This is a genomic window from Paraburkholderia sp. MM5482-R2, from assembly GCF_050436125.1.
GTDB lineage: Bacteria > Pseudomonadota > Gammaproteobacteria > Burkholderiales > Burkholderiaceae > Paraburkholderia > Paraburkholderia tuberum.
Map to the genome: position 1 here is coordinate 583,304 of NZ_JBNDLP010000002.1, position 24,504 is coordinate 607,807.

28 protein-coding genes are annotated in these 24,504 nt (G+C 64.0%); 22 read left to right on the forward strand and 6 right to left on the reverse strand.

Annotated elements, in window-relative coordinates; translation table 11 throughout:
• Nucleotides 1-14: 14 nt before the first annotated feature.
• The 4 genes from gshB (at nt 15) to ptsP (ending at nt 4,248) form a co-directional block, all read left to right on the forward strand.
• On the forward strand, nt 15-971 hold the full coding sequence (gene gshB, locus OKW37_RS05725; protein WP_187619174.1) for a glutathione synthase: 957 nt from the start codon (nt 15-17) through the stop codon (nt 969-971).
• 243 nt (nt 972-1,214) lie between these two features.
• Nucleotides 1,215-1,742, forward strand: a complete 528-nt coding sequence (locus OKW37_RS05730; protein ID WP_429356540.1) for a PTS sugar transporter subunit IIA — start codon at nt 1,215-1,217, stop codon at nt 1,740-1,742.
• 124 nt (nt 1,743-1,866) lie between these two features.
• A complete protein-coding gene (locus tag OKW37_RS05735) occupies nt 1,867-2,136 on the forward strand; it encodes an HPr family phosphocarrier protein (RefSeq protein WP_018419292.1) in 270 nt (89 codons plus the stop codon).
• A gap of 369 nt (nt 2,137-2,505) precedes the next feature.
• Nucleotides 2,506-4,248, forward strand: a complete 1,743-nt coding sequence (gene ptsP, locus OKW37_RS05740; protein ID WP_429407592.1) for a phosphoenolpyruvate--protein phosphotransferase — start codon at nt 2,506-2,508, stop codon at nt 4,246-4,248.
• A gap of 100 nt (nt 4,249-4,348) precedes the next feature.
• Here ptsP and OKW37_RS05745 read toward each other — a convergent pair whose 3' ends face one another.
• The 3 genes from OKW37_RS05745 to gpmA all read right to left on the reverse strand — a co-directional run bounded on the left by OKW37_RS05745 (nt 4,349) and on the right by gpmA (nt 8,013).
• Complete coding sequence (locus tag OKW37_RS05745; protein ID WP_429407590.1) at nt 4,349-5,107, reverse strand: HesA/MoeB/ThiF family protein; 759 nt, start codon at nt 5,105-5,107, stop codon at nt 4,349-4,351.
• A 227-nt stretch (nt 5,108-5,334) separates the two neighbouring features.
• Nucleotides 5,335-6,912 carry a S41 family peptidase gene (locus tag OKW37_RS05750; protein ID WP_184054034.1) on the reverse strand — a complete coding sequence of 526 codons (1,578 nt, stop codon included), beginning with the start codon at nt 6,910-6,912 and terminating at the stop codon, nt 5,335-5,337.
• A 354-nt stretch (nt 6,913-7,266) separates the two neighbouring features.
• On the reverse strand, nt 7,267-8,013 hold the full coding sequence (gpmA, locus tag OKW37_RS05755; protein ID WP_184054032.1) for a 2,3-diphosphoglycerate-dependent phosphoglycerate mutase: 747 nt from the start codon (nt 8,011-8,013) through the stop codon (nt 7,267-7,269).
• A gap of 137 nt (nt 8,014-8,150) precedes the next feature.
• On the opposite strand from gpmA, the gene OKW37_RS05760 reads away from it, so the two are divergent.
• The 5 genes from OKW37_RS05760 to OKW37_RS05780 all read left to right on the forward strand — a co-directional run bounded on the left by OKW37_RS05760 (nt 8,151) and on the right by OKW37_RS05780 (nt 11,150).
• Nucleotides 8,151-8,576: a rhodanese-like domain-containing protein gene (locus OKW37_RS05760; RefSeq protein ID WP_013088271.1), complete on the forward strand. Its 426-nt coding sequence runs from the start codon at nt 8,151-8,153 to the stop codon at nt 8,574-8,576.
• Nucleotides 8,573-8,833, forward strand: a complete 261-nt coding sequence (grxC, locus tag OKW37_RS05765; RefSeq protein WP_429407587.1) for a glutaredoxin 3 — start codon at nt 8,573-8,575, stop codon at nt 8,831-8,833. Before OKW37_RS05760 ends, grxC begins: the two co-directional genes overlap by 4 nt.
• 147 nt (nt 8,834-8,980) lie before the next feature.
• On the forward strand, nt 8,981-9,457 hold the full coding sequence (secB, locus tag OKW37_RS05770) for a protein-export chaperone SecB (protein ID WP_018419299.1): 477 nt from the start codon (nt 8,981-8,983) through the stop codon (nt 9,455-9,457).
• Between the two features lie 22 nt (nt 9,458-9,479).
• On the forward strand, nt 9,480-10,478 hold the full coding sequence (locus OKW37_RS05775) for an NAD(P)H-dependent glycerol-3-phosphate dehydrogenase (RefSeq protein WP_184062550.1): 999 nt from the start codon (nt 9,480-9,482) through the stop codon (nt 10,476-10,478).
• A 111-nt stretch (nt 10,479-10,589) separates the two neighbouring features.
• Nucleotides 10,590-11,150 (forward strand): O-acetyl-ADP-ribose deacetylase, encoded by a 561-nt coding sequence (locus OKW37_RS05780; RefSeq protein ID WP_429356545.1) that lies wholly within the window; start codon nt 10,590-10,592, stop codon nt 11,148-11,150.
• Here the strand turns inward: OKW37_RS05780 and trmL are convergent.
• Nucleotides 11,123-11,593: a tRNA (uridine(34)/cytosine(34)/5-carboxymethylaminomethyluridine(34)-2'-O)-methyltransferase TrmL gene (gene trmL, locus OKW37_RS05785; protein ID WP_090802877.1), complete on the reverse strand. Its 471-nt coding sequence runs from the start codon at nt 11,591-11,593 to the stop codon at nt 11,123-11,125. The genes OKW37_RS05780 and trmL overlap by 28 nt on opposite strands.
• Nucleotides 11,594-11,611: 18 nt before the next feature.
• Nucleotides 11,612-12,358, reverse strand: coding sequence for a phosphoribosyltransferase family protein (locus OKW37_RS05790; protein WP_409340024.1), 747 nt, complete (start codon nt 12,356-12,358; stop codon nt 11,612-11,614).
• A gap of 121 nt (nt 12,359-12,479) precedes the next feature.
• On the opposite strand from OKW37_RS05790, the gene OKW37_RS05795 reads away from it, so the two are divergent.
• The 8 genes from OKW37_RS05795 to OKW37_RS05830 all read left to right on the forward strand — a co-directional run bounded on the left by OKW37_RS05795 (nt 12,480) and on the right by OKW37_RS05830 (nt 19,862).
• Complete coding sequence (locus OKW37_RS05795; RefSeq protein WP_184062544.1) at nt 12,480-13,445, forward strand: methyltransferase domain-containing protein; 966 nt, start codon at nt 12,480-12,482, stop codon at nt 13,443-13,445.
• 395 nt (nt 13,446-13,840) lie between these two features.
• Nucleotides 13,841-14,317, forward strand: coding sequence for a DUF2244 domain-containing protein (locus OKW37_RS05800; RefSeq protein ID WP_184026596.1), 477 nt, complete (start codon nt 13,841-13,843; stop codon nt 14,315-14,317).
• A gap of 64 nt (nt 14,318-14,381) precedes the next feature.
• Complete coding sequence (coxB, locus tag OKW37_RS05805; RefSeq protein WP_429407584.1) at nt 14,382-16,034, forward strand: cytochrome c oxidase subunit II; 1,653 nt, start codon at nt 14,382-14,384, stop codon at nt 16,032-16,034.
• Between the two features lie 44 nt (nt 16,035-16,078).
• Nucleotides 16,079-17,692, forward strand: coding sequence for a cytochrome c oxidase subunit I (gene ctaD, locus OKW37_RS05810; RefSeq protein WP_429407582.1), 1,614 nt, complete (start codon nt 16,079-16,081; stop codon nt 17,690-17,692).
• Between the two features lie 109 nt (nt 17,693-17,801).
• A complete protein-coding gene (locus tag OKW37_RS05815; protein ID WP_018419308.1) occupies nt 17,802-17,936 on the forward strand; it encodes a cytochrome oxidase small assembly protein in 135 nt (44 codons plus the stop codon).
• A gap of 42 nt (nt 17,937-17,978) precedes the next feature.
• Entirely contained in the window at nt 17,979-18,617 is a 639-nt protein-coding gene (locus tag OKW37_RS05820; protein ID WP_184062538.1) for a cytochrome c oxidase assembly protein, read from the forward strand.
• A 50-nt stretch (nt 18,618-18,667) separates the two neighbouring features.
• Nucleotides 18,668-18,877: a DUF2970 domain-containing protein gene (locus tag OKW37_RS05825; RefSeq protein ID WP_184062536.1), complete on the forward strand. Its 210-nt coding sequence runs from the start codon at nt 18,668-18,670 to the stop codon at nt 18,875-18,877.
• A 127-nt stretch (nt 18,878-19,004) separates the two neighbouring features.
• Nucleotides 19,005-19,862: a cytochrome c oxidase subunit 3 gene (locus tag OKW37_RS05830; RefSeq protein WP_184054018.1), complete on the forward strand. Its 858-nt coding sequence runs from the start codon at nt 19,005-19,007 to the stop codon at nt 19,860-19,862.
• 159 nt (nt 19,863-20,021) lie between these two features.
• Here the strand turns inward: OKW37_RS05830 and OKW37_RS05835 are convergent, their stop codons facing one another.
• Nucleotides 20,022-20,231 (reverse strand): twin transmembrane helix small protein, encoded by a 210-nt coding sequence (locus OKW37_RS05835; protein WP_008921867.1) that lies wholly within the window; start codon nt 20,229-20,231, stop codon nt 20,022-20,024.
• Nucleotides 20,232-20,342: 111 nt separating this feature from the next.
• On the opposite strand from OKW37_RS05835, the gene OKW37_RS05840 reads away from it, so the two are divergent.
• Genes OKW37_RS05840 through OKW37_RS05860 form a run of 5 tightly spaced genes read left to right on the forward strand, consistent with a single transcriptional unit; the run spans nt 20,343 to nt 24,462 of the window.
• Nucleotides 20,343-21,059 (forward strand): SURF1 family protein, encoded by a 717-nt coding sequence (locus OKW37_RS05840; RefSeq protein WP_184062534.1) that lies wholly within the window; start codon nt 20,343-20,345, stop codon nt 21,057-21,059.
• Between the two features lie 51 nt (nt 21,060-21,110).
• A complete protein-coding gene (locus OKW37_RS05845; protein ID WP_429407579.1) occupies nt 21,111-21,785 on the forward strand; it encodes an SCO family protein in 675 nt (224 codons plus the stop codon).
• 22 nt (nt 21,786-21,807) lie between these two features.
• Nucleotides 21,808-22,917, forward strand: coding sequence for a COX15/CtaA family protein (locus OKW37_RS05850; RefSeq protein WP_429407577.1), 1,110 nt, complete (start codon nt 21,808-21,810; stop codon nt 22,915-22,917).
• 5 nt (nt 22,918-22,922) lie between these two features.
• Nucleotides 22,923-23,828, forward strand: a complete 906-nt coding sequence (gene cyoE / locus OKW37_RS05855; RefSeq protein WP_429509778.1) for a heme o synthase — start codon at nt 22,923-22,925, stop codon at nt 23,826-23,828.
• A 4-nt stretch (nt 23,829-23,832) separates the two neighbouring features.
• The gene (locus OKW37_RS05860) at nt 23,833-24,462 is read left to right on the forward strand and encodes an SCO family protein (RefSeq protein ID WP_429407575.1); all 630 of its coding nucleotides are present in this window, start codon (nt 23,833-23,835) and stop codon (nt 24,460-24,462) included.
• The last annotated feature ends 42 nt before the right edge of the window (nt 24,463-24,504 follow it).

Genomic DNA, 24,504 nt, shown 5'->3' on the forward strand with positions numbered 1-24,504 from the left:
GCACCGGGACTTTCATGGACATTCTTTTCATCGCCGATCCGCTCAGCCATTTCAAGATCTACAAAGACACGACCTACGCGATGATGGCCGAAGCGGCGCGGCGCGGTCACACGGTGTACACCTGCGAGCCGAAGCATCTGGCGTGGACGGGCGGCGATGTCGAGGCGAACGTGCAGCGCATTGCGATCGTCGGCGATACCACGGATCTGCATCGTGATGTCTGGTTTGCCGCCGATGCCGCCACGCCGCGCGCGCTCGCGAGCTTCGGCGCGGTCGTGATGCGCAAGGACCCGCCGTTCGACATGGAATACGTGACGTCGACCTGGCTGCTCGAACTGGCCGAGCGTGGCGGCGCACGCATCTTCAACAAACCGCAGGCGATCCGCGATCATTCGGAGAAGCTCGCAATCGGCGAGTTCGCGCAGTTCGTCGCGCCGACGCTGGTCACTCGCGACCCGGCGCGTCTGCGCGCGTTCCACGAACAGCACGGCGACGTGATCCTGAAGCCGCTCGACGGCATGGGCGGCATGGGCGTATTCCGCGTGAAAGCGGACGGCATGAACCTCGGCTCGATCGTCGAAATGCTGAGCCACGACGGCGCGCGCTCGGTGATGGCGCAGAAATTCATCCCCGAGATCAAGGAAGGTGACAAGCGCATCCTGCTGATCGGCGGCGAAGCGGTGCCGTACTCGCTCGCGCGCATTCCTCAGGGTAATGAGGTGCGCGGCAATCTGGCGGCCGGCGGACTGGGCGTCGCGCGGCCGCTCAGCGAGCAGGATCGCAAGATCGCCGATACGCTCGCGCCGGTGCTGGCGGCGCGCGGCCTGCTGCTGGTCGGACTCGATGCGATCGGCGACTGGCTCACCGAAGTCAACGTCACGAGCCCGACGTGTTTCCGCGAGATCATGGACCAGACCGGTTTCGACGTCGCCGCGATGTTCGTCGACGCGCTGGAGCGCGCGGTCGGCTGACGCGTGGCGCTCGCGTGGCGCGCCGACGCAGTGGCCTTGATTGCCCGGCTGCACCCCCAATCTGTGTAGTAAATCCGCATCAGGCGTGGCGTCGGGATTGGCGCGAAAATGAGGCTGCTACAATGCCCGCTCGCCCGACGATGCATTCCCGCCCTCGCGACCCACGGCCGGTCCGCGGCGATGGCGAACCGGGCTCGAGTCCCGGTCCACGGTTTGGGGCCGTTCTTTTGCAGTAAGGCTGACATGGCAGGCATTCTGATCATTGCGCACGCTCCATTCGCCACCGCGTTGCGCGATTGCATTTCCCACATCTATGGCGGTTTGCCGGCGCGTATCGGCGTGATCGACGTGTCGCCGGATTGCGATCCTGCGCAGGTCGTCGCGTTCGCGAATTCGGAAGTCGTGCGGCTGAAGGAAGAGAACGGCGCGCTCGTGCTGACCGACATGTTCGGTGCGACGCCGGCCAACATCGCGGGCCGGCTCGCCACCGTGCCGGACGTGCGTGTGCTGTGCGGCGTCAATCTGCCGATGCTGGTGCGCGCGGTCTGCTATCGCGCGACGCCGCTCGACACGCTCGTCGACAAGGCGCTCGCCGGCGCGACCAAGGGCGTGCACGCGATCGGACCGGCGATGCCGACACCGGTCACGCCGCCAGCGTGCGCTGCCGAGTGCCTGCCGGCGCTGCCGCCTGACGCGGCGGCCGCCGACTGTGTTCCCGCTTTGCCGGCCGATGCCGATCTGACGCAAAAGACGGACGCGACCGGCCTGTAAGCCGGGCTGGTTCGCAGGCAAGCTTCGACGGATTCAAGCGGTTTCACAACGGTGCCGATCGCATTGAAGCCGCTTTGCAGTAACACTTTTCACCATTTCATTCACCCGCGCTTCGGACCATCACATGCTGCAACAGGAAACGACAATTGTGAACAAGCTGGGGCTGCACGCGCGCGCGTCGGCCAAGTTGACGCAACTCGCGGGCAACTACCAGGCGGAAATCTGGATGAGCCGCAATGGCCGTCGTATCAACGCGAAGAGCATCATGGGCGTGATGATGCTGGCCGCGGGCATCGGCAGTACCGTGCTGATCGAAACGGAAGGCACCGACGAACAGGACGCGATGGACGCGCTCTTGAAACTGATCGCCGATAAATTTGGCGAAGGTCAATAAAGCCGCGCGCTTTGCGTTCGACAAACCCGAAAATGCCGCGGCTCAGTCCGCGGTTTTTTTTCGCCGCCGGCATCTGAATATCAGAAGAGGCGCGCCGTTAATCGAGATTAAAGGGATCTAGAAGCGGCGCGAAAGCCATCGGGAAGAATGCGTAAGACGACATGCGTTTTCAATGTTTAAACCATATGTTTTGCGCGACGTGTATAAAGCGAAGCTTCGTCGGTACGAGGGCACCTCATTGCGATAATCCGTGCTGCGCTGCACACACCGCCGACACACTTCAAAAAGGCGCGGAATTTATAATGCCCAGTACAGTCTGAGAGCATTGCAGCGGTTTGCCGCGGCATTACACAACTAGAGGAGGTGCGCGTGTCATTCACGCTGCATGGAATTCCCGTGTCACGCGGTATCGCCATCGGGCGGGCCTATCTGATCGCCCCGGCAGCACTCGACGTAGACCACTATCTGATCGAACCGCCCCAGATCGAAGGGGAGGTCGGGCGTTTTCGCGCGGCTCAGCAACGCGTGCATGAAGAACTCAACGTATTGCGCGCCGATCTTGCCGCGGATGCCCCGAGCGAAATGGGCGCGTTCATCGACGTTCACACGATGATCCTGAACGACGTCATGCTCGTTCAGGAAACCATCGACCTGATCCGCACGCGCCGCTACAACGTGGAATGGGCGCTGACCGAACAGCTCGAAAGACTGTCGCGCCATTTCGACACTATCGAAGACGAATACCTGCGCGAGCGCAAGGCCGATATCGAGCAGGTCGTCGAGCGCGTGCTGAAAGCGCTCGCGGGCGCGCCGGGCATCGTCGGCAACGTGCATGGCGCTTGCGACGAGATGATCGTGGTCGCGCACGACATCGCGCCGGCCGACATGATGCAGTTCAAGACGCAGACGTTCCAGGGCTTCGTCACCGATCTGGGCGGACGCACGTCGCATACCGCGATCGTCGCGCGCAGCCTCGGCATTCCGGCCGCGGTCGGCGTGCAGCATGCGAGCGCGCTGATCCGCCAGGACGATCTGATCATCGTCGATGGCGACCACGGCATCGTGATCGTCGATCCCGCGCCGATCGTGCTCGAGGAATACTCGTACCGGCAAAGCGAGAAGGAGCTCGAGCAGCGCAAGCTGCAACGGCTCAAGTTCTCGCCGACGCAAACGCTGTGCGGCGCGCGCATTGAACTGTGCGCGAACATCGAGTTGCCGGACGACGCGCGCGCGGCGGTCGAAGCGGGCGCGACCGGCGTGGGTCTGTTCCGCACCGAGTTTCTGTTCATGAATCACAAGCACCGGATGCCCGAAGAGGAGGCGCAGTTCAGCGCGTATCGTCGCGCGGTCGAACTGATGAACGGCTTGCCGGTCACGATCCGCACGATCGACGTCGGCGCCGACAAGCCGCTCGATTCGATGGGCGGCGACGGCTACGAGACCGCCGCGAATCCGGCGCTCGGTTTGCGCGCGATTCGCTGGAGCCTGTCCGAGCCGCAGATGTTCCTCACGCAGTTGCGCGCGATCCTGCGCGCGTCGGCGTTCGGCAGGGTGAAGATCCTGATCCCGATGCTCGCGCACGCGCAGGAAATCGACCAGACGCTCGATCTGATCCGCGAAGCGAAGCGTCAACTCGACGACGCGGGTATCGCTTACGATCCGAACGTGCAGGTGGGCGCGATGATCGAGATCCCGGCCGCCGCGATCGCGTTGCCGCTGTTTCTGAAGCGGCTCGATTTCCTGTCGATCGGCACCAACGATCTGATTCAGTACACGCTCGCGATCGATCGCGCGGACAACGCGGTCGCGCATCTGTACGACCCGCTGCATCCGGCCGTGCTGCATCTGATCGCGTTCACGCTGCGCGAGGCGAAACGCGCGGGCGTGCCCGTGTCGGTGTGCGGTGAGATGGCGGGCGATCCGGCGTTGACGCGTCTGCTGCTCGGCATGGGTCTGACCGAGTTTTCGATGCATCCGAGCCAACTCCTCGAGGTCAAGCAGGAGGTGCTGCGCTCGCACCTGAAGACGCTCGAAAAGCCCGTTGCCGACGTGCTGGCTTCGTTCGAGCCGGAGGAGGTGCAAGCGGCGCTCAAGCGGGTCGCGCTGGTTTGAATCTGACGCGCATCGTCGTGCCTCGTTGAACGAAAAAACGCCGCACATGTGCGGCGTTCTGCTATTTCGGCGTCACGCGAATGGGTAGTGCAGAACCGCCTCAAGACCCGTGCGCGTGGCCGCACACGGGACAATCCGGCTGACGTCCGATGCGCATCGTGTTCCATTCCATCCGCAGCGAATCGAGCATCGTCAGGCGGCCCACGAGCGGCGTGCCGATTGCGCCGATCACCTTCAGCGCTTCGGCAGCCTGCATCGAACCGATGATGCCGACCGTCGGCGCGAACACGCCCAACGTCGAGCATGCGACTTCTTCGAACGGCTGGTCTTCGGGAAACACGCACGCGTAGCACGGCGACGCTTCATCGCGGAAATCGAAAGTGCTGATCTGGCCGTCGAAGCGCAGCGCCGCGCCCGACACGAGCGGCACGCGATGCTTGACGCACGCGCGGTTGATCGCGTGACGCGTCGCGAAGTTGTCGGTGCAATCGAGCACGACACTCGCGTGCGGCACCTCGCGGTCGAGCCACGCATCGTCGACGCGCTCGGCCACCGCGTTGACGACGACCTCGGGATTGATCCGCGCGAGCATGTCGCGCCCGGACTCGACCTTCCTACGTCCAACCGACGCGCTCACGTGCAGGATCTGTCGTTGTAGATTAGTCAGGTCGACGGTATCGGCATCGACGAGCGTCAGACGGCCGACGCCCGCCGCCGCGAGATACAGCGCGGCTGGCGAACCGAGCCCGCCCGCGCCGACGATGATCGCGTGGGCGTCGATAAAACGCTGCTGCGCCTCGATGCCGATTTCATCGACGAGGATGTGGCGGGAGTAGCGAAGGAGTTGATCGTCATTCATGGCGGGGCGCGTGGGGTGTGTCGCTATGTCGCGCAAGGAGAGGCAGGCCGAGGGGCCTTGGCGCGCATTCGTGGCTGTTATTTTAATCGCGCGGGGAGGGTGGCGGTTGCGGCTTGCCGTGATGCGCCACCGGTTAGGCGGCGGCTGTTGCTGAAACTGTTGCGGCGTGTCTTCGCAGACTATCGTGCTGCGAAGACACGCGCGGGGTTCGCTGCCTGTCGGCCAGCTTACTTGCCAGCGGGAGCCGGTGCCGAAGCCGGCGCCGATCCCGATGCGCCCGGCACCGGTTGCGTCGGCTTCACCGCGACCGGCGCGGAGGCCGACGTGCCCGGCTTGTTCTGCGCGAGACGGCGTTCCATCAACGACTTCGATTCCTGAACCGGCTTGCCTTCGAGTTTGTCGACCGCCTGTTGCAGCATGAAGTCGTCAGCTGAACCGAACTCGACCGGCTTGCGTTCGCGCTCCTTCTGGCGCTGTTCCGGCGTCTTCTTGTCGTTCTGCTCTTCGAGCTGACGCAACTGGTCCATGCGCTCCTGCTCGCGCTGCTCCGCTTCCTTCTTCTCGTTCGGGTCCTGCGTGTTCGCGAGGTGATTCGAGTAGTCGACTTCGCGGGTCACGAGCGCGTCGTCCGGATCGCCCTCCGCGTATTGGTCGACAGGAATGTCGGGGCGGATGCCCTTGTTCTGGATCGAACGGCCGCTCGGCGTGTAGTAATACGCGGTGGTGAGGCGCAGTGCGGTGTCGGCCGTCAGGGGGCGCACGGTTTGCACCGAACCCTTGCCGAACGTGGTCTTGCCGAGAATCAGCGCGCGGTGCTGATCCTGCAGCGCGCCCGCGACGATTTCCGACGCCGACGCCGAATACGCGTTGGTCAGCACGATCATGGGCACGGTCTTGAAGATGGCCGGGACGTCCTTGAGCGGATCGCTGTCGAACGATTGCAGACGGTAGTTATCGTAGGTGTCGCGATAGATCTGCTTCGAATCCGGAATCTGGCCGTTGGTCGACACCACCACCGAATTCGGCGGCAGGAACGCGCCCGCGACGCCGACCGCGCTTTGCAGCAGACCGCCGCCGTTGTTGCGCAGGTCGAGGATGAGGCCCTTCAGGTTCGGCTCCTGGCGCGCGAGATCCTGCAGCTTGGCCGCGAGGTCGGGCGTGGTGCGTTCCTGGAAGCTCGTGATGCGCACGTACGCGAAGCCCGGCGCGACGATCTTGCCCTTCACCGACTGCACCTTGATGATCGCGCGCGTGACGGTGAGCGGGAACGTGCGGTCGTCGGTCTTGCGGAAGATGGTCAGCGTGACCTTGGTGCCCGGATCGCCGCGCATCTGCTTGACCGCCTTGTCGAGCGTCATGCCGCGCACGGGCTTGTCGTTGATGCGCGTGATCAGGTCGCCCGGACGGATGCCGGCGCGGAACGCGGGCGTGTCTTCGATTGGCGAAATTACCTTGATCAGGCCGTCTTCCGACGAAATTTCGATGCCGAGCCCCGCGAAGCGGCCCTTGGTCTGCTCCTGCAGCTCTTCATAGTCGGTCTTGTCGAGGTACGACGAGTGCGGGTCGAGGCTGGACACCATGCCCTTGATCGCGGCGGTGAGCAGCTTCTTGTCGTCGACCGGTTCGACGTATTCGTGCTTGATCTGCCCGAACACTTCGGCGAAAAGCCTGAGCTGGTCTAGCGGCAGCGGGGCGACCGCGGCGCTAGCGGGTTGCTGGGCCGAGGCGGAGTATTGCAGGGTGGCAAAGACACCGGTAGCAAGGCCCGCGGCAATCAGGCCGAAATTTTTCAGGTTCTTTCGCATAGAGTCTGTTGCGGTCGGAAGCGCGTGGCAGCGTCGATAAAGATTGGACGGACAAGTATAACTGCACACCCGCCTGCTCAGGGCGCGGTGCAGGCAATCGTGCTTCGACAGTACGGGAAGGTCCTGGTTCTTGCGACCCGAGCCGCGGATGGCGAGCCGTACGACATGGCACTCGGCGGGTCGGAACTGAGAGTTGCCGCGCAAGGCCAGCGGATGCGCTCGCCGCTACGGTGAACCCTGCAGCGGGCCTCTGAATCTGACCGCCGGGCGCAATACAGAATTTCTTGTCGGCCCGGTTGTCTGCGTGCGGCCCCGCGCGTTTTCGTGGCGTGGGCCGCGCCCGGAAATGCCGGATCAGCCCGCCTTGCCCTGGCTCGCGACCGCGGCTTGCGCCTTGGCGATCGCGTCCTGGTCGCCGAGATAGAAGTGCTTGATCGGCTTCAGGTTGTCGTCGAGTTCATAAACGAGCGGCACGCCGTTCGGGATGTTGAGGCCGACGATGTCGCTGTCCGAGATGTTGTCGAGATACTTGACCAGCGCGCGGATCGAGTTGCCGTGCGCGGCGATCAGGATGCTGCGCCCCGACTTGATGGCCGGCGCAATCGACTCGTTCCACAGCGGCAACACGCGCGCGACCGTGTCTTTCAGGCACTCGGTCAGCGGCAGTTGCTCGCGCGGCACCCTGGCGTAGCGCGGATCGGTGTACGGCGCGCGCTCGTCGGTGGGCTCGAGCGCGGGCGGCGGCGTGTCGTAGCTGCGGCGCCAGACCAGCACCTGCTCGTCGCCGAACTTCGCGGCGGTTTCGGCCTTGTTCAGACCCGACAGCGCGCCGTAGTGGCGTTCGTTCAGACGCCACGAATGCACGACGGGCAGGTACATCAGATCCATCTGGTCCTGCACATGCCACAGCGTGCGGATCGCGCGCTTGAGCACCGACGTGTAGGCGATGTCGAACGTATAGCCCGATTCCTTGAGCAGCCCGCCCGCCTGCTGCGCCTCGAGGTTGCCCTGCTCGGTGAGGTCGACGTCGACCCAGCCGGTGAAGCGGTTTTCCTTGTTCCAAGTCGATTCGCCGTGGCGGATGAGAACGAGTTTGTACATGAGAGTTGCCGGTCGGTAGTGAGGAAGCGGTCTCGCGCTGTGCGGCGCCTCGGGCGGCGCATCGCCATCGCGTCGAACGGTTATTTTATAATGCTCGCGTTGACCTTTTCGATTTCTCTCTTTCCGGCGGATCTTCCGTGAAGTTTTTCACCGAATACACAAACCTTGTCCTGATCGCAATCGTCCTTATCTCTGGTGGGTTGCTGCTGTGGCCGACCATCAGTCGGCGTGGACGTGGCGGCCTGTCGGCCGCTGAAGCCACCCAACTGATCAACCGGCGCAACGCGGCGGTCATCGATCTGCGGCCGTCCGCCGATTACGCCAAGGGGCACCTGCCCTCGGCACGGCATTTCGAATTCGCAGAGTTGCAGGCGAAAGTCACGCAACTCGCGAAGAACAAGAGCAACCCGGTGCTGCTGGTGTGCCAGACCGGCCAGCAGTCGAACAAGGCCGCGCGTATCGTGCAGGAAGCGGGATACGCGGAAGTCCATGTTCTCGAGGGCGGCGTCGACGCCTGGCAGAAAGCCGGTATGCCGGTTGTGAAACAAGGAGCAGCCAAGTGAACAGAGTGATCATGTACAGCACCCAGGTGTGCCCATATTGCCAGATGGCCGAACGTCTTTTAAAGTCGCGCGGCGTCGAGCACGTTGAGAAAGTACTGATCGACAAGGACCCGGGCCGTCGTGAGGAGATGATGACCCGGACCGGTCGTCGCACGGTGCCGCAGGTGTTCATCGGCGAGACGCATGTGGGCGGCTATGATGACCTTTCCGCGCTCGATCGCGCGGGCGGTCTGACGCCGCTGCTCGAAGCAGCCTGAGTTCGCGCGTTTCGCGCCGCGCGAGCGGGCGGACCACTCGATAAGCCGCCGCACGCGCTCCTCGTGGAGCCGGCGAGCCGGCGCAATAATCTGGCGGCCCATGCGTGCATCGGCCGCCGCCACGCACACCTATCAGGAATCACCATCATGTCCGACGAGAATAACCAGCCGTTCTTCAACATCCAGCGCATCTATCTGAAGGACATGTCGCTCGAGCAGCCGAATTCGCCGGGTATCTTCCTCGAGCAGGAAATGCCGTCGGTCGAAGTCGAAGTCGACGTGAAGGCCGAGCGCCTCGCCGAATCCGTGTTTGAAATTCTCGTGACGGGCACGGTCACGGCCAAGGTGTCGGACAAGGTCGCGTTCCTGATCGAAGCGAAACAGGCCGGCATTTTTGACATTCGCAACATTCCTGCCGAGCAGATCGATCCGCTCGTCGGCATTGCCTGCCCGACCATCCTGTTCCCGTACCTGCGCTCGAACATCGCCGATGCGATCACCCGCGCCGGCTTCCCGCCGATCCACCTCGCCGAGATCAACTTCCAGGCGCTGTACGAGCAGCGTCTCGCTCAGATGAGCGCGGCCCAGCAGGACGGCGCGGCGCAAAAAGGCGTCACGCATTAAGGCGCCGCGCGCAGTGCCGGCTATGAAAGTCGCCGTTCTCGGCGCTGGCGCCTGGGGCACCGCCCTCGCCGGCCATCTGGCCTTAAGGCACGACACGGTATTGTGGGCGCGCGAGTCCGCGCTCATCGCCGAGCTTTCCACTTCGCATGAAAACGCCCGCTATCTGGCGGGCGTCGCGTTGCCGCCCGCGCTTCGCTTTGAAGCGGATCTCGGAGTGGCGCTCGATCACGCGCTCGACGACGATGCGCTGTGCGTGGTCGCGACGCCCGTGGCTGGCCTGCGCGGCCTGTTGCGCGCGATGCGCGATGCGGGCAAGGTGCCCGCGCATATCGTGTGGCTGTGCAAGGGGTTCGAAGCGGATTCGCAGTTGTTGCCGCATCAGGCGGTCGCGGCGGAATTGCCCGAGCATGCGAGCAACGGCGTGTTGTCCGGACCGAGCTTCGCGCGCGAAGTCGGGCAGGGGCTGCCGGTTGCGTTGACGATCGCGAGCCCGTCGGCGGCGTGCCGCGAACGCACGGTCGCGGCGTTCCATCACGGCGCGATGCGCATCTATACCGGCGACGACGTCGTCGGCGTCGAAGTGGGCGGCGCGGTGAAAAACGTGCTCGCCATCGCCACGGGCATCGCCGATGGCCTCGGCCTCGGCCTCAATGCACGCGCGGCGCTGATCACCCGCGGCCTCGCCGAAATGTCGCGCCTTGGCGTGACGCTCGGTGGGCGCGCGGAAACCTTTACCGGGTTGACCGGCCTCGGTGATCTGATTCTGACTGCTACCGGCGATCTGTCGCGCAACCGCACCGTGGGCCTGCAACTCGCCACGGGCCGCACGCTCGACGACATCCTCGGCGGTCTCGGTCACGTGGCCGAAGGCGTGCGCTGCGCGCAGGCGGTACTCTCGATCGCACGTGCTCATGCAATCGAAATGCCGATCACGCAGGCGGTCTGCGCGGTGCTGTTCGACGGCGTGGCGCCGCGCGATGCGGTTAGCGCGCTGCTGCGGCGCGATTCGAAGGCGGAATAAAGCCTTTTTTATCAGCCGTTTAGCGGAAATTCGCGTTGAACGGCTGCCTCGCCTGGTTATCCACTTCGGGTTGTCCACTTCGTGAGCGAGACTCGGGTCAGCGAGGTTCCCATGCCCACCTTCAATCTCAGTCTTGGCACGTGCACGCTCGAAGCGCGCGTGGTCGATATCACGACGCTCGCCGTCGATGCGATCGTCAATGCCGCGAATACTTCGCTGCTCGGTGGCGGCGGTGTGGATGGCGCGATTCATCGCGCGGCCGGCAAGGAGTTGCTGCGCGAATGCGAAACGCTCGGCGGCTGCGCGACCGGCGACGCCAAAATCACCGCCGGCTATCGTCTGCCCGCGAAGCATGTTATTCACGCGGTCGGTCCAGTGTGGCGTGGCGGCGCGCATGGCGAAGCCGACCTGCTCGCATCGTGCTATCAGCGCTCACTCGAAGTCGCGCGCGAAACTCAGTGCACGAGCATCGCGTTTCCAGCGATCAGCTGCGGTATCTACCGTTTCCCCGCCGACGATGCGGTCAGCATCGCGGTCGCGACCGTACTCGACACGTTGCCGCGCACACCACACATGAAGCACGTGACGTTCGCGTGCTTCGACGACGCGATGTTCGCACGCTACGAGGCCGAGCTCGAACGCCGTCAGGCGCCGCCTTCGAAGCCGGCCTGACGCCACGCTTCGAACACCACGATCGCCACCGTATTCGACAGATTCAGACTGCGATTGCCGGGACGCATCGGCAGACGCACGCGCTGTTCGTTCGCAAAGCGCTCGAGCACCGTGCCGGGCAGGCCGCGCGTTTCGGCGCCGAACACGAACCAGTCGCCCGGTTGAAACGCGTGGTCGTGAAAGCGCCCCGAGCCGCGCGTCGTAAATGCGAACATGCGCGACGCGTCGGGCGTTTCTTTCGCGATGAACGCGTCCCAATCGGCATGCACGTTCATTTCCGCGTACTCGTGATAGTCGAGGCCGGCGCGCCGCATCTTGGTGTCGTCGAGAGGGAAGCCGAGCGGCTCGATCAGGTGCAGCCGGGCGCCGGTGTTCGCGCACAGGCGAATCACGTTGCCGGTGTTGGGCGGAATTTCGGGTTCTACGAGAACGACGTTGAACATAAGAAGACCACGTAAAAGCTAGTTTTTCGGAGTGCGCAGCGCGACGAAGTTCGTAACCCGCCGCGCGCCGGCGGCCTTCAGCGTATGGGCGAGCGCTTCGAGCGTCGCGCCGCTCGTCATGACATCGTCGACGATGCCGACGTGCAGGCCGCGCACTGGGCGCGCGACGCGAAACGCGCGGCCGACGTTCTGCCGGCGCGCATCGAGATCGAGGCGCGATTGCGGCGCGGTGTCGAGCGTTCGTTCGAGCAGCGTGGGGTCGCCGCGCACGCCGAGCGCCCGGGCGAGCGGCCGCGCGATCTGCCAGGCCTGGTTGTAGCCGCGCTCGACCAGACGGCGACCGGCGAGCGGCACTGGCGCGATCACGTCGGGCCGCTCGGCCGCGTCGTGCCAATTGGCTTCAGCGAGCCGCGCGAGGCGTTGCGCGAAGTCTCGCGCGAGCATCAGCCGGGCGCGGAACTTCAGGCCGACCGCGAGCGTATCGAGCGGCGCGCGATAGTCGGCGAGCGCGAAGCTCGCGTCGAACGGCGGCGGCTCGGCCACGCAATCCGCGCAGCGATACCGTGCCTGAGCGACCCAGCGTGACGCCGGCAACGGCACCGCGCAAACGGTGCAGCGCAGCCGGCTCTCGTTCCAGTAGGCCGCGTCGCAACCGTCGCACAACGTCTTATGCGACAAATTGCCGCACAACGCGCACAGGTTCGGCAGCGCGGCGTTCAAGGCCCGCGGCCATGCCGAATGCAGACCGCGCGCAAAACGCGCCACCTGATTTCGACACGACGAAGAAAATGACTGGAATCGCACGAGTGAGCGCCGGTGAAAGCCGTTCTCGCTGAATGGAGGGGAACGACCGAGTATACTTCGAGCTCACGCCAGCACGACACACATGTCCCCAACATCCGCTCAATCTGGCCGTCCGGCCTACGATTCACGGCGCCTCAGGCGTATTTTCGACCGTCGCGCTGCCACCTTCGACGAGGTTGCGTTCCTGCCGCGAGAGATTGCGCAGCGCATGCGCGAGCGTCTCGATTACATCAAGGTGGCGCCCTCGAGCGTGCTCGACGCCGGTTGCGGCGCGGGCGAAGACCTCCCCGCATTGCGCGAACGCTTTCCCGAGGCGCCGGTGTTCGGCGCTGATCTGTCGCACGGCATGCTCCGCCGCGCGCTGCGTCACGATGCCGGCGACACCAGTTGGCGGCGCTTTCTTCCCGCCTCGCTCGGCAAGGCGCTCGGCGCGCGTGGCCCGCGCTTCGCGCAAACCGATTTCTCCGCGCTGCCGTTCACGTCCGGCGCATTCGAATTCATCTGGTCCAACCTCGCGCTGCACTGGCACTCGCGGCCCGATCTGGTCTTTCCCGAATGGCAGCGCGTGCTGAAGGTCAACGGCCTGCTAATGTTCAGCACGCTCGGCCCCGATACGCTGAAGGAGTTGCGCGGTGCCTACGCCGAGATCGAGGCCGCGCACGGCGTCGGGTCTCGCAAGCATGTGATCGACTTCGTCGACATGCACGACCTCGGCGACATGCTCGTCGAGGCCGGCTTCGAGATTCCGGTGATGGACCAGGAGACACTGACGATCACCTATAAGTCGCCCGAGTCGCTGCTCGCGGACGTGCGTCGCTGGGGCGCGTACCCGTTCGAGCGCGATGCGCATGACGGCGTGCTCACGCGTCGGTTGCACAAAGCCCTGCTCGCCGCGCTCGAAGCGCGCCGGCGCGCCGACGGCACGATCGCGCTGACCTTCGAGGTGATCTACGGCCACGCATGGAAAGCCGTGCCGCGCACCACCGCGGAAGGACATGGCATCGTGCGGCTCGAGGACATCGGACGAGGTCCGGGCAAGCGTGGATAGCAGATTGCGGTGCTGTCATCAACTGCTTGCCGACGGTGCGGTTGACGTGTTGCAAAAGCGGTAAAGAGGACATCCGTTATGCCTGGGATTTGCCCTTCAAAAGAGCCGCAAAATGCTGGGCAAAATGGCGCGAAGGCTTGTCGCGCCTGGCTTGTGGGCCGATTGGGGCTTGCTTGTCGATGCTATGGATCACGCCTATAATGCGTCAGTTTGTCACCCGAGGTTCCCACATTTGGGGTGGCAAGCCCGAGGCGCGGGGCTGCAAAATGAAGTGATGCGGTAGGGGTTGGCGCGCTCGCGAGTGATGCTGGAAACAGTGACTCGAACGGCGGCCGCGAGATGCATCCGGAAGTAAAAGAAGGCAGGCCGGACTCGACGATTCGCAGGAGGCAGCGATGGGCGCATCAGATCATCTGCTGGCGGATTCAGAACCGGTCCTCAGGGACTGGACCATGAAGCGCAACTGTTCGATATCGCCGCGGCAGTTCGTCTGTCTGTACGTGTCGCTTGCGTTGTTTTCGTTGGCAATTGCATTCATGCTGGTTCTGGTCGGCGCCTGGCTGGTGTTGCCGTTCACCGGAATCGAATTGCTGGCCGTAGGTATCGCGTTTGCAATATATGCGCGTCATGCTGTCGATTACGAGCGCATCCGGTTGTTTCCGAACCGGCTCGTGATCGAGCAGGTCAGCGCCGAGCAGATTACGCAATTCGAATTCAATCCGCGCTGGGTGCGGATAGAGCCGGGCGCAACGCCGCGCGATCAGATCAAGCTGGTCTCGCGCGGGCAGACGATCATGATCGGGCAACACCTCGCGCAGAATCGGCGCGCGCAGTTCGCAGGCGAACTACGTATGTGGCTGGCACGTTGTTAGATGGTGCCGGACGCGCGGCGTTCAAGGGGGCGCGACACGCTGCCAGCGGGGTCGAGGGGTTTGAATGGAAAATTTGGGTAAGGAAGCTATGAAAACAATCAAGCGAGCGCTCATGAGCGTGCTGGCGACGAGCGGACTGCTTTTCGCCGGTGCCGCCCTGGCAGTGGGCGATGCTCCGGGCGGCCCTGCCGTCAACGCGATCAATCTCCAGCCGCCTGCAACGAGAATCGCTGAGGAGCTGTTCAGCCTCCACATGTTCATGCTGGGACTGTGCACCGTGATCTTCATCGGTGTGTTCGGCGTGATGTTCTATTCGATCTTCGCGCACCGCAAATCGAAAGGCCACAACGCAGCCAATTTCCACGAAAGCACCACCGTCGAAATCATCTGGACAATCGTGCCGTTCGTCATCGTGGTGCTGATGGCGCTGCCCGCCACCAAGGCCGTCGTCGCGATGAAGGACACCTCGAACGCCGACCTCACGATCAAGGTCACCGGCTACCAGTGGAAGTGGGGCTACGACTACGTGAAGGGTCCGGGCGAGGGCATCGGCTTCCTGTCCACGCTCGCCACGCCGCGCGCGCAAACCGAGGGCCGTGAGCCGATCTCCACGCTGTATCTGCAGGAAGTCGACAACCCGCTCGTGGTGCCGGTCGACAAGAAAATCCGCATCATCACCACCGCGAACGACGTGGTCCACTCCTGGTACGTGCCGGCCTTCGGCGTCAAGCAGGACGCGATTCCCGGCTTCGTGCGCGACACGTGGTTCAAGGCCAACCGCACCGGTACGTTCCGCGGCTTCTGTACCGAACTGTGCGGCAAGGAACACGCGTTCATGCCGGTCGTCGTCGAGGTGCTGTCTGCCGACGACTACGCGAAGTGGGTCGACGAGGAGAAGAAGAAAATGGCCGCCGGCCAGGACGATCCGAACAAGACCTACACGATGGCCGAGCTGATGGAACGCGGCGGCAAGGTCTACGCGGCGAACTGCGCGGTCTGCCACCAGCCGACCGGCAAGGGCGCGGGCGCATTCCCGGCGCTCGACGGCAGCAAGATCGCCAACGGTCCGATCGGGCAGCACGTGAGCCTCGTGTTGAAGGGCAAGAACGCGATGCCTTCGTGGGCGCCGACGCTGGACGACGTCGAAATCGCCGCGGTGATCACGTACGAACGTAACTCGTGGGGCAACCACACGGGCGACATCCTGCAGCCGAAGCAGGTCGCCGACGCGCGCAACGGCAAGCTGCCGGAAGGCGGCGATCATCTGGCCAACGCCGGTGCTGCCGCGAGCGGCGCCGTTGCGGCATCGGGCGCGCAAGCAGCGTCGGGCGCAGAAGCGGCGTCCGCACCGGCCGCATCGGGCAACGAGGCTGGCGCGGCTGCTTCGAACAGCGCAGAGGCCGCGCTGCCGGCGAGCATCTACTTCGAGACCGGCAAGAGCACGCTGCCGGCCGACGCGAAAGCGGCGGTCGACGCGGCCGCGGCCTACGCGAAGGCGCATCCGGACGCGAAATTCACGCTGTCGGGCTTCACCGACGCAACCGGCTCCGCCGACGTCAACGCGAAGCTCGCGAAGAGTCGTGCCGAAGCCGTTCGCGACGCGCTGAAAGCCGCCGGCATTGCCGACGATCATATTCTTTTGAAGAAGCCGGAAACGATCACCGGCGGCACCGACGCGAAGGAAGCCCGGCGCGTTCAGATCAGCCCGGCAGCCTGACGTGTTCATGGTCAGCACCGCAGAATTCGCTTTAGGAGATTGTCATGTCTAGCATCGGACACGATGTAGTCGCGGGCCACGAGCACGTGCACGGCGACCATGCCCACGAAACGCCGCACGGCTGGCGTCGTTGGCTGTTCGCAACCAACCACAAGGACATCGGTACGCTGTATCTGATCTTCTCGTTCACCATGTTCCTGTCCGGGGGCGTGATGGCGCTGATGATCCGTGCCGAGCTGTTCGAGCCGGGTCTGCAGATCATGCGTCCCGAGTTCTTCAACCAGTTGACCACCATGCACGGGCTGATCATGGTGTTCGGCGCGATCATGCCGGCGTTCGTCGGCTTCGCGAACTGGATGGTGCCGCTGCAGATCGGCGCATCGGACATGGCTTTCGCGCGGATGAACAACTTCAGCTTCTGGCTGCTGCCGGTCGCGGCCGTCCTGCTGGTCGGCTCGTTCTTCGCACCGGGCGGCGCGACCGCCGCGGGCTGGACGCTGTACACGCCGCTCTCCACGCAGATGGGCCCAGGCATGGACTTCGCGATTTTCGCGCTCCACCTGATGGGTGCGTCGTCGATCATGGGCGGTATCAACATCGTCGTGACGATCCTGAACTTGCGCGCACCCGGCCTCACGCTGATGAAGATGCCGATGTTCGTCTGGACCTGGCTGATCACCGCGTACCTGCTGATCGCCGTGATGCCAGTTCTGGCGGGCGCGATCACGATGGTGCTGTTCGACCGTCACTTCGGCACGTCGTTCTTCAATGCGGCAGGCGGCGGCGACCCGGTCATGTACCAGCACATCTTCTGGTTCTTCGGGCACCCCGAGGTGTACATCATGATCTTGCCGGCGTTCGGGATCGTCTCGCAGGTGATCCCGGCGTTCTCGCGCAAGCCGCTGTTCGGCTATAGCTCGATGGTGTACGCAACGGCATCGATCGCGATCCTGTCGTTCATGGTCTGGGCGCACCACATGTTCGTGACCGGCATGCCGGTCACGGGGCAGCTGTTCTTCATGTACGCGACGATGCTGATCGCGGTGCCGACCGGCGTGAAGGTGTTCAACTGGGTCGCGACGATGTGGCGCGGTTCGCTGTCGTTCGAAACGCCGATGCTGTTCGCGGTCGGCTTCCTGATCGTGTTCACGTTCGGTGGCCTGTCGGGTCTGATGCTCGCCATGGCGCCGCTCGACATCCAGTATCACGGCACTTATTTCGTGGTCGCGCACTTCCACTACGTGCTGGTGGCGGGGTCGCTGTTCGCGCTGTTCGCCGGCTGGTACTACTGGTCGCCGAAGTGGACCGGCTGGATGTACAACGAAACGCGCGGCAAGATCCACTTCTGGGCGTCGATGTTCTTCTTCAACCTCGCGTTCCTGCCGATGCACTTCGTCGGTCTCGCTGGCATGCCGCGTCGTTATGCCGACTACCCGGCGCAGTTCACCGACTGGAACCAGGTGATCTCGATCGGCGCGTTCGGCTTTGGTCTGTCACAGGTGTACTTCCTGTTCGCGGTGGCGCTGCCGGCCTACCGTGGCGGTGGTGAGCTCGTCGAGGCGGGCGACAAGCCGTGGGACGGCGCAACGGGCCTCGAGTGGACCGTGCCGAGCCCGGCTCCGTTCCACACGTTCGAGCATCCGCCGACCGTCGAGTAAGCCTATCCCGGCGAGGTGCCGGGTTCCGGCGGCGCGACATGCCGCCACCGGACTCCGGCGCTTCGCGCGGCGGCCTCGCCAGTCAAGAACCGTACTCGGAAAGTCGAGCATGACGCGCAATCCACAGGAAAGACGTACGCCCGAGCAGATTCGCGCGGGCAACAGGCGGATAGGGTTGGTGATGTTCGCGATCGCCGCGGTGTTTTTCGCGAGCGCGATTCTGAAGCAGTGCTGGTTCAGCTAACGCCGCATTCGCAGTCCGTATGCAGGTTTGTTGAGGATTCAGATGTCGACGCAACCGCCGGCCGAGGCCGACCGCTCTTTCAACCGTTCGATGCTGATCAAGCTGTTCGTCGTCGCGTTGATGATGTTCGGTTTCGGTTTCGCGCTGGTGCCGATGTATCGCGCGATCTGCCAGATCACCGGCGTGAACAACCTCGTGCAGCGCGACGTTTCAGCGCGCGAGGCGAAGAATACGCAGGTCGACATGAGCCGCACGATTTCGATCGAATTCGATGCGAACGCGCGGGGCCTGTTGGGTTTCAAGCCGGAGCAGCGCAGTCTCGACGTGCATCCGGGCGAAATAACGACGGTCATGTACGACGTCAGCAACGAGCAGTCGCGCACGATCCGTGCGCAGGCCATTCCGAGCTACGCGCCGAAGCAGGCGACCGAGTACTTCAGGAAGATCGAGTGTTTCTGCTTCACGCAGCAGACGTTGAACGCGAACGAGACGAAGCGGATGCCGGTGGTGTTCGTCGTCGACCCGAAGTTGCCGAAGGACGTGAAGACGATCACGCTGTCGTACACGTTTTTCGAGTTGAACACGCCGGCGGCGGCTAGCGCGGATGATGCGGCGCCGAAGGCGAATGCAGTGAACGATGCAGTGACCAGCGCGGCAGCCACTCCCGCGAAGCCGGCCTGAAGCAGATTTGACGGCGCGAGCCGCGGACGAACGAAGGAAAACGAAGCGAGATGAACGATAACGGCGGCAGTCCGCGCAAGAGCAGTTTCGGTCAATCGATGCGCGCGGTGTTCTGGTCGTTTTTCGGCGTGCGCAAGCGCCGCGATCTCGAGGCGGACGCGACGCAACTGAACCCGCTGCATGTGATCGTGGCGGCGCTGATCGGCGCGGCGGTTCTGATCGGGGTGCTGATTCTGGTCGTGCACCTCGTGGTCGGTTGAGGCAGTAGCAGGGCACAGCACAGCAGAGAAGAGCCCACGAATTAGAGAGAAGCGGTGCGGTATCGACGCGCCGCCGAAGATACAGCCGGAGATTCCGGAACAACTGGACTGAAGTGGAGAATCAAGAATGAGCGGTCAAAACGAGAGCCCGTACTATTTCGTACCGCATCCGTCGCGGCATCCGATCAGCGCCGCTACGGGGTTGCTGGTCATGCTCGGATCGCTTGCGGCCTGGATCAACGACCATACCTGGGCGCCGCTTGGCGTGCTCATCGGTCTGCTGTGGCTGCTCTTTACGCTGTGGCATTGGTTCGGCGACGCGATCGCCGAGTCGGAAGGCGGCATGTACGGCAAGAACGTCGACCGGTCGTACCGCTGGAGCATGAGCTGGTTCATATTCTCCGAAGTGATGTTCTTCGGCGCATTCTTCGGCGCGCTGTTCTATGCCCGCGAAATCGCGCTGCATCAACTCGGCAGCCTCGACTACAAACTGATCTGGCCGGATTTCACGGCGGTGTGGCCGAACAACGGCCCGGCCGAACTCGTGGGCACCTACAAGTCGATGCAGCCGTGGCCGGTGCCGACCATCAACACGGCGCTGCTGCTGTCGTCGGGTGCGACGCTGACGGTGTCGCACCACGCGCTGCGCGACAACCATCGCAAGAAGGCGATTGCGTGGCTCGCGGCGACAATCGTGCTGGGCGTGAGCTTCCTGTTCCTGCAGGGCTTCGAATACTTCCACGCGTACAACGAGCTGAACCTGACGCTGGCTTCGGGCATCTACGGTTCGACGTTCTTCCTGCTGACCGGCTTCCACGGCTTTCACGTGTTCCTCGGCGGCACGATGCTCTCCGTTGTGCTGGTGCGCCTGATTCGCGGCCACTTCACGCCGGAACATCACTTCGCGTTCGAAGGCGCGGCCTGGTACTGGCACTTCGTCGACGTCGTGTGGCTCGGGCTGTACGTCGTCGTGTACTGGCTGTAATGCGGCCAGATCCGTGCGCGCAACGCCGTTCAGGCGGCGCGCACGAGCAGTATGCAAGGCTGAATGCAGCGCCGCCCTCGACCTCTCAGGGCGGCGTTTTGTTTGGCGGCGAGAAAAATTTGCCGCTGAAGGGATGCGGCGGCGACCTATCCGCGAGCGTCAGCGCCCGTACGGAATCCCAGTCGACTGAATCCAGCCCATCCAGTGTGCGAACAGGATGAACAGGAACAGCGAGATCGACAGGCCCACCCGCGTGGCGAGTGACCAGACCATCCGCTTGGTCTTGCCTTTGTCGTGCATCATGAAATACAGCGCCGACACCATGCTGGCGATGATGAGAGCAAAGGCGATGGGAACGATAATGTGCATGGAACCAACTGAAACCGGAAAGCGCAGTGGCAAGACATTCATTATCGCACCGCGAGCGGGCGTCTGCCGCAGGTTCCCGGCGGCCCTGAGCGCGATGCCGGAGCGCCAGCAATGAAGTTTCGCCTGATTCCCGCGCTGCTGATCCTGCTGGTCGTCGTCGTGACGATGCGGCTCGGTTTCTGGCAGCGCGATCGCGCGCATCAGAAGGAAGCGCTCGAGGCGCGCATCACGCAGTTCGAGAACGCGCCCGCGTTGCCGGTCAGCGCGGCGCCGCTCGCGCTGAAGGACGTCGAGTTTCATCGCGTGAAAGCGCGCGGCACTTTCGTCACGAACAAGGTCGTGTACCTCGATAATCGTCCGTATAACGATCAGCCGGGCTTTTACGTCGTGATGCCTTTTAAACTCGCCGACGGCGGTTACGTGCTCGTCAATCGCGGCTGGCTGCCGCGCAACCTGAGCAATCGCGAGACCATCGCGCCGTACACGACGCCGCCGGGCGAGGTCGAGATCGAAGGGATTGCGCGTGCCGACGCGTCGCGCGCGTTCGAGCTCGGCGAGGGCGGATCGGCCGCGCATCGCCTGATCCGGCAGAATCTCGATGTCGGCTCGTACGCCGCGGAGACCGGGCTGCCGCTGCAATCGTTCGTGATCCAGCAGACCGGCGATGCCGGCGACGGCCTGGTGCGCGACTGGCCCGCACCGACCACCGGCGTCGAGCGCAACTACGGCTACATGCTGCAGTGGTGGGGCATGGCCGCCGCCGCGCTCGCCTTCGGTCTGTATGCGGCGCGCCGCGCGGGCAAAAAAGAGCACGCGCCGGGCGCGTGAGGAACGCAAGGCACGGCTCGCCGCCGTCCAAACATTGAAAGAGGTTCTGTAGTGTCGACTCAAACTCCCCGTTCGCCGGAAGCTGGCAAATCCAGCGGCAAACCCGCCGCGGCCAAAGCGATGCCCGGCCAACCGAACGGCCCGGGCTCGTGGCGGCGCGGCCGCTGGGTGCTGCTGCTGCTCGCGGTGATCTGCGCGGCGCCGATCGCGATCTCGTACTTCATGTACTTCGTCGTGAAGCCGACCGGCGGCAGCACGAACTACGGCGCGCTGATCGAGCCGCAACGGCCGATCCCGGACTCGCTCATGGTCACCGGCGCGGACGGCAAGCCGCTGAAGCTCGCCTCGCTGCATGGCCGCTGGCTCATGATCTCGGTGGACAACAGCGCGTGCGACCAAGCCTGCGTGACGAAGCTCTACTTCATGCGACAAATCCGCGCAGCTCAGGGCCCGGAACGCGAGCGCGTCATGGAAGTGTGGCTGCGCACCGATGCAGACAAGGTCGCGGACGTGATACAAACCGCCTACCCCAACACCGACATGCTGATCGCCGATCCGGCGCAGCTCGCCGCGTGGCTGCCCGCCGACACCGGCACGCGGATCACCGACCACATCTACCTGGTCGATCCGAACGGCAATCTGATGATGCGTTTTCCGAAAGACGCGAACCCGAGCAAGATCAAAGGCGACCTGACCAAGCTGCTCAAATGGTCGACCATCGGCTGACGCCGCAACCTGGGTAAATGAGATGTTCGTATTGCAACTGGGCCTGATCGGCTTGTGTATCGCGTTGCTGCCGTTGTCCTACGTGTGGGTCAAGGCCGACGACAACAAATTCCGCAAGCTGGTCTGGCTCACCACCTTCCTGACGCTCGATCTCGTGATGTTCGGCGGCTTCACGCGCCTCACCGATTCGGGCCTCGGCTGCCCGGATTGGCCCGGCTGCTACGGCACGTCGTCGCCGTTCATCGCGCACGCGGCGATCTCCGCGGCCTATCAGGCGATGCCGAGCGGCCCCGTCAGCATGACGAAGGCGTGGATCGAAATGATCCATCGCTACTTCGCGATGGCGATCGGCGTGCTGATCATCGCGCAGACGATCATTGCCTGGACGGCGCGTATCAAGCGTCGTCCGCTGCATGTGTCGCCGTGGTGGCCGACTTCGCTGCTGCTGCTGATCGTCGTGCAGGGCGTGTTCGGCGCGTGGACCGTGACCATGAGGCTGCAGCCGATCATCGTGACCACGCATCTGCTGCTCGGCCTGGCGCTGCTCGGCACGCTCGGCTGGATCGCGGCGCGCTTGACGCCGCTGCCGGCCTACGAGCCCGCGGCCGCGCGCTGGCGCGTGGCCGCGCTCGCGGGTCTCGCGCTGCTGGTACTGCAAATCGCGCTCGGTGGCTGGGTCAGCACGAACTACGCGGTGCTCGCGTGCACCGACTTCCCGACCTGCAACGGCCAATGGATTCCGCCGATGGACTTCGCGCACGGCTTCCACCTGTGGCGCGCGCTCGGCATGACCGGCGACGGAGACATGATCACGCAGGATGCGCTGGTCGCGATTCACTGGACGCATCGCACGTTCGCGTTCGCTGTGATCGCCTATCTGGTGTGGTTCGCGTTGAAGATGCGCCGCTTCGAGTCACTGCGGCGACCCGCCAACGGCGTACTGCTGGTGGTGCTGATCCAGTTCGTCACCGGCTTGTCGAACATCGTGCTGCAATGGCCGTTACCGATTGCGGTCGCCCATAACGGCGGGGCCGCGATCCTGCTGCTGCTGCTCGTTATGTTAAACTTTCGGGTCGCTTATAGCCGTCCCGGCCGCGCCGCGCTCCCTGCGCGCGAAGCCGCGCCAGCGTGACTCACATGGACAGCACAACACTCTCCCAAACGCCCGGCAGCCGGGTCTCCCAATATCTCGCACTGACCAAGCCGCGTGTTACGCAGCTTGCGGTGTTCTGCGCGGTCATCGGCATGTTCCTGTCCACGCCGGGCATGGTGCCATGGACCGTACTGATCGGCGGCACGGTCGGCATCTGGCTGCTGGCCGGCGCCGCGTTCGCGATCAACTGCCTCGTCGAGCAGCAGATCGACGCCAAAATGCGCCGCACGTCGTGGCGTCCGTCCGCGCGCGGCGAAATCACCACCCCGCAGATCCTGCTGTTCTCGGCCGTGCTCGGCGGCCTCGGCATGTGGACGCTGTACACGTTCGCCAATGCGCTGACCATGTGGCTCACGCTCGCCACGTTCGTCGGTTATGCGGTTATCTATACGCTGCTGCTGAAGCCAGCCACGCCGCAGAATATCGTGATCGGCGGCGCGTCGGGCGCGATGCCGCCCGCGCTCGGCTGGGCCGCGGTAACGGGCCACGTGCCCGCCGACGCGTGGATCCTCGTGCTGATCATCTTCGTGTGGACCCCGCCGCATTTCTGGGCGCTCGCGCTGTATCGCCGCAAGGACTACGAAAACGCCGGCCTGCCGATGCTGCCGAACACGCACGGCGAAAAGTACACGCGCCTGCATATCCTTCTCTACACGGTCATCCTGTTCGCGGTCACGCTGATGCCGTTCGTCTCCGGCATGAGCGGCGTCGTGTATCTCGCGTCGGCGGTGCTGCTCGGCGCCGTGTTTCTCGCTTATGCGTGGAAGATCTACCGGGAGTATTCGGACGAGCTCGCGCGCAAAACCTTCCGTTATTCGATCGTCTATCTGTCGCTGCTGTTCGCCGCGCTGCTGATCGACCACTACGCGCGCGTCGTGATAGGCGCGTAACACCATGCTCAACAATCGCTTTGCGCGCATTGCGCGCGCCGCTGTGATGGCTTGCGTGCTCGGCGCGACGCTGGGCGGCACACTGCTGATGACGGGTTGCGGCAAGCAGCCGCCGGCTTTTACGAATCTCGACATCACCGGCAATACGCAATTCGCCAGCGATTTCTCGTTGCCCGACACGTCCGGCAAGATCCGCACGCTTGCCGACTACAAAGGCAAGGTCGTCGTGCTGTTCTTCGGCTATACGCATTGCCCGGACGTCTGCCCGACGACGATGGCCGAGCTGTCACAGGCGTTGCAGCAACTCGGTCCGGAGGACGCGAAGCGCGTGCAGGTGCTGTTCGTCACCGTCGACCCCGAGCGCGATACACCGCAATTGCTCGCGCAATACGTGCCGGCGTTCAATCCGAGCTTCGTGGGCTTGCGTCCCGCCAGCGAAGAACAGCTCGCGAAGGTCGCGAAAGACTTCCGCGTGTACTACGCGAAGGTCCCGGGCAAGACGCCCGACAGCTACACGATGGACCACACGGCCGCGAGCTATGTGTTCGACACGGACGGCAAGCTGCGTCTGTTCGCGCGCGATGGCCAAGGCGCGACACCATGGGTGCATGACCTCAAGCTGCTGCTTGATTGACGCGCATCGCATCGCAGGCGGCTTTTTAAAGCGGCGCCGCTC